General features: G+C 65.2%; 3 protein-coding genes, 1 pseudogene and 1 riboswitch. Of the genes and pseudogenes, 1 reads left to right on the top strand and 3 read right to left on the bottom strand.

Annotated elements, in window-relative coordinates; genetic code table 11:
- Positions 1-460, bottom strand: a 460-nt coding sequence (locus tag NLR35_RS33590) for a YbjN domain-containing protein (protein WP_257170832.1), incomplete at its 3' end; no start/stop codon positions are given.
- Positions 461-902: 442 nt separating this feature from the next.
- Positions 903-1,061, top strand: a riboswitch (FMN riboswitch).
- A gap of 77 nt (positions 1,062-1,138) precedes the next feature.
- On the opposite strand from NLR35_RS33590, the gene NLR35_RS33595 reads away from it, so the two are divergent.
- Positions 1,139-1,687 (top strand): 6,7-dimethyl-8-ribityllumazine synthase, encoded by a 549-nt coding sequence (locus tag NLR35_RS33595; RefSeq protein ID WP_257170833.1) that lies wholly within the window; start codon positions 1,139-1,141, stop codon positions 1,685-1,687.
- A 158-nt stretch (positions 1,688-1,845) separates the two neighbouring features.
- Here NLR35_RS33595 and NLR35_RS33600 read toward each other — a convergent pair whose 3' ends face one another.
- Complete coding sequence (locus tag NLR35_RS33600) at positions 1,846-2,799, bottom strand: ribose-phosphate pyrophosphokinase (RefSeq protein WP_257170834.1); 954 nt, start codon at positions 2,797-2,799, stop codon at positions 1,846-1,848.
- 193 nt (positions 2,800-2,992) lie between these two features.
- A pseudogene (locus NLR35_RS33605) lies at positions 2,993-3,263 on the bottom strand (hypothetical protein); the annotation flags it as partial.

Genomic DNA, 3,263 nt, shown 5'->3' on the forward strand with positions numbered 1-3,263 from the left:
CCTGCGCCGTGGTCTTGCCGGCCCACACCACGAACTGGAATGCCGGGAAGTAGCGCTCGCAGGCGTGGATGGCGCCGGCGAGCATGGCCTCGCATTGCCCAGTCGAGGCGGTGAGCCCGCCCGGCAACACCAGCGCCTGGCGGTGCATGATCATCCCGGTGTTGGTCCAGAGGTCGAAATGGCCGACCCACAATTGCTCGTTGACCGCGGCGACGAGCCGCTGCACCTCGGGGCGCCGCGCCACCGGGATCTTCATGTCGAAGGCGCAGGCCAGATGCAGCGCCTCGATCTCACCCATCCAGGTGAAGGAGATCTGGTAGTCGGTCCATTGTCCCTTGGAGACGATGGTGAGTTCGTCTTCGCCGGAGCGTTCGAACGGCCAGTTGTTGCTGGCAGCGATGTCCTCGACCACCGCGAGCGGATGGTTTCGGGAATCGATAGTGCCTTCGAGCAGGGACATGCCGTCTCGACCTCTTGCCTTTTTGTTGTCGTTGATACGCACGCGGTTGGGTCCGGCGCGCGCTCCCTAAACGTCGTCGATCGGGAGATAGCTTTCGCGATCTCCGGGATCGGCGCGGCCTGTCGCGGATCAAGTGATGTGATTTGCGGAATCTGCGCAACTGGCTGCCGAGTCCGTCCACAAGCCAGGACTCCTTCGTCCACAGCTGATCTCCGCCATAATTATTAATTTCGGAACAAAGCGGAGTCAGATCGCACGGTCCGATCGGCCAATCGTTAATTCCATGGCGTGGTGGCCCCGTCGCGATCAGAAGATCGCCCGCGGCAGCTGGCAGGGGCCATCCCTGGGGGCATGGGACCATGCGGTTTGCCGATGCGGAACGGGCTTGCCGGTCCCGCCCGGTGGCGTCATATTTCCGCACAGGTCGCTCATTCCGGGCGGCCGATGTTCTCAGGGCGGGGTGAAAGTCCCCACCGGCGGTAAGGGCCGAAGGGCCTAAGCCCGCGAGCGCCTTCCCGGAGGTTTGTGCCGACGGGAAGGGTCAGCAGATTCGGTGCAACTCCGAAGCCGACGGTCACAGTCCGGATGAAAGAGAACGGTCGGGAGCAGACGCATCGCAGGATGCGGCTGGTTGTCGTGCCGTGTGCCCTGATTCTGGTCCTTAAACCGAGGAAAGCCATGAATCAGATGTTGCAAGATCCCCAAACCGAAACTTCAGACACTCCACCGCCGGTTCCGGCGACCGGGCATCCGCGCTTTGCCAAGCCGCAGCGGGTGGCCTTCGTGCAGGCCTGCTGGCACCGCGACGTGGTCGAGGAGGCCCGCATCGCCTTCATGAAGGAGGCGGAGGCGCGTCACCTCACCCATGTCGACGTGTTCGAGGTGCCGGGCTCGTTCGAGATCCCGCTGCACGCGCAGGTGCTGGCCAAGACGCGGCGCTACACGGCGATCGTCGCCGCCGGTCTCGTCGTCGACGGCGGCATCTATCGCCACGAATTCGTCGCCGACACCGTGATAAAGGCGTTGATGGACGTCCAACTCCGCACCGAGGTCCCGGTGTTCTCCGCGGTGCTGACCCCGCAGCAATTCCACGAGACCGAGGTGCACTACGATTTCTTCCGTCGGCACTTCACGACCAAGGGCATCGAGGTCGCGGCCGCCTGTGCCGAGACGTTGCACGGCCTCGAGCGGCTGCGCGGCCAGGTCGCGGCGGGGATCGTGGGGTAGCAGATGTCTCCCTCTCCCCGCTTTGCGGGGAGAGGGTTGGGGCGAGGGGGAGTCTCTGCGACGACGGTGAGAGTTGGACTCGCCGACAGTCGCAATTACCCCGAATTTGCTTTGCAAATTCCGGCCTCTCCACGCACGCGGGGAGAGGCGAAGAAGTCTCAGTCGAACAGGCTCGACACCGACTCTTCCGCCGCGGTGCGGGCGATGGCGTCGGAGATCAGGCTGCCGATCGGCAGCGTGCGGATGTTGGGCGCCTTGCTCACCGCCTCGGTCGGCAGGATCGAGTCGGTGATGACGAGTTCCTTGAGGCGCGAGCCCGCGATGCGCGCGGCCGCGCCGCCGGAGAGCACGCCATTGGTGATGTAGGCATAAACGTCCTTGGCGCCCTTGGCGATCAGAGCGTCGGCCGCGTTCACCAGCGTGCCGCCGGAATCGACGATGTCGTCGACCAGGATGCAGGTGTAGCCGGCGACGTCGCCGATCACGTTCATGACTTCGGACTCACCCGGCCGTTCGCGCCGCTTGTCGACGATGGCGAGCGGGGTGTTGATGCGCTTGGCAAGGCCGCGCGCGCGCGCCACGCCGCCGACGTCGGGCGAGACCACCATGACGTTGGAGAGGTCGAAGCGATCCTTGATGTCGCGCACCATCAGCGGCGCGGCGAACAGATTGTCGGTCGGGATGTCGAAGAAGCCCTGGATCTGACCGGCGTGCAGGTCGAGCGTCATGACGCGATCGACACCGGCCTGGGTGATCAAATTGGCGACGAGCTTGGCCGAGATAGGCGTGCGCGAACCCGACTTGCGGTCCTGCCGGGCGTAGCCGAAATAGGGCAGTACCGCCGTGATGCGGCGCGCCGAGGAGCGGCGCAGCGCATCGGTGATGATCAGAAGCTCCATGAGATGGTCGTTGGCAGGGAACGAGGTTGACTGGATGACGAAGGCATCCGAGCCGCGGACGTTCTCCTGGATCTCGACGAAGATCTCCATGTCGGCGAAGCGCCGCACCACCGCCTTGGTCAGCGGCAGGTCGAGGCCCTGGGCGATGGCTTGCGCCAGCACCGGATTGGAGTTGCCGGCGACGAGCTTGATGGAGCCGTTCTTGGCCGACATGGACGCTTCCTCCCGCGCTTTGCTGGATACGACGTTCAACATCAGGGATACCCACTGGAAGCACGGTTACGACGGGCGAGGAAATATCAGGCCGGAGGCTCCGCTGGCAACCCGGGACCCTACGTTTTCCCTGCGAAAATCCCGAGTCGGGCCAACGGTTTGGCCCGGAAATGAGGCGTTGGTTTCGCGCCGGTTATTGCGCGGCGTAGCCGAGCGCCGTGGTCGGCACATCCGACGTTTCCGGACCCGCGCTCGCCACCGCCGGCCCGCGCAGGCCCGGAGCGGCGGAGGGCGCCTCCGGCGTGCCGTTGATCATGTTGGAAAGTCCGCTGAATCCGGCCTGGGCGATCTTTCGCAGCACCAGATCGTCGGCGGCGGACCAGGGGTCGCGGCCACCCCGGGCCGAGGTCGGTTCCTCGCCGGACAGCCGCAGCGCCCGCTGCTGATTGGCGTCGTAGACGTCC

The sequence above is a fragment of the Bradyrhizobium sp. SRS-191 genome, assembly GCF_024586915.1.
GTDB lineage: Bacteria > Pseudomonadota > Alphaproteobacteria > Rhizobiales > Xanthobacteraceae > Bradyrhizobium.

Excerpts from the sequence above, each read along its gene's own strand:
- NLR35_RS33595 (WP_257170833.1), top strand. The coding sequence starts at position 1,139 with ATGAATCAGATGTTGCAAGATCCCCAAACCGAAACTTCAGACACTCCA.
- NLR35_RS33600 (WP_257170834.1), bottom strand. The coding sequence starts at position 2,799 with ATGTCGGCCAAGAACGGCTCCATCAAGCTCGTCGCCGGCAACTCCAAT.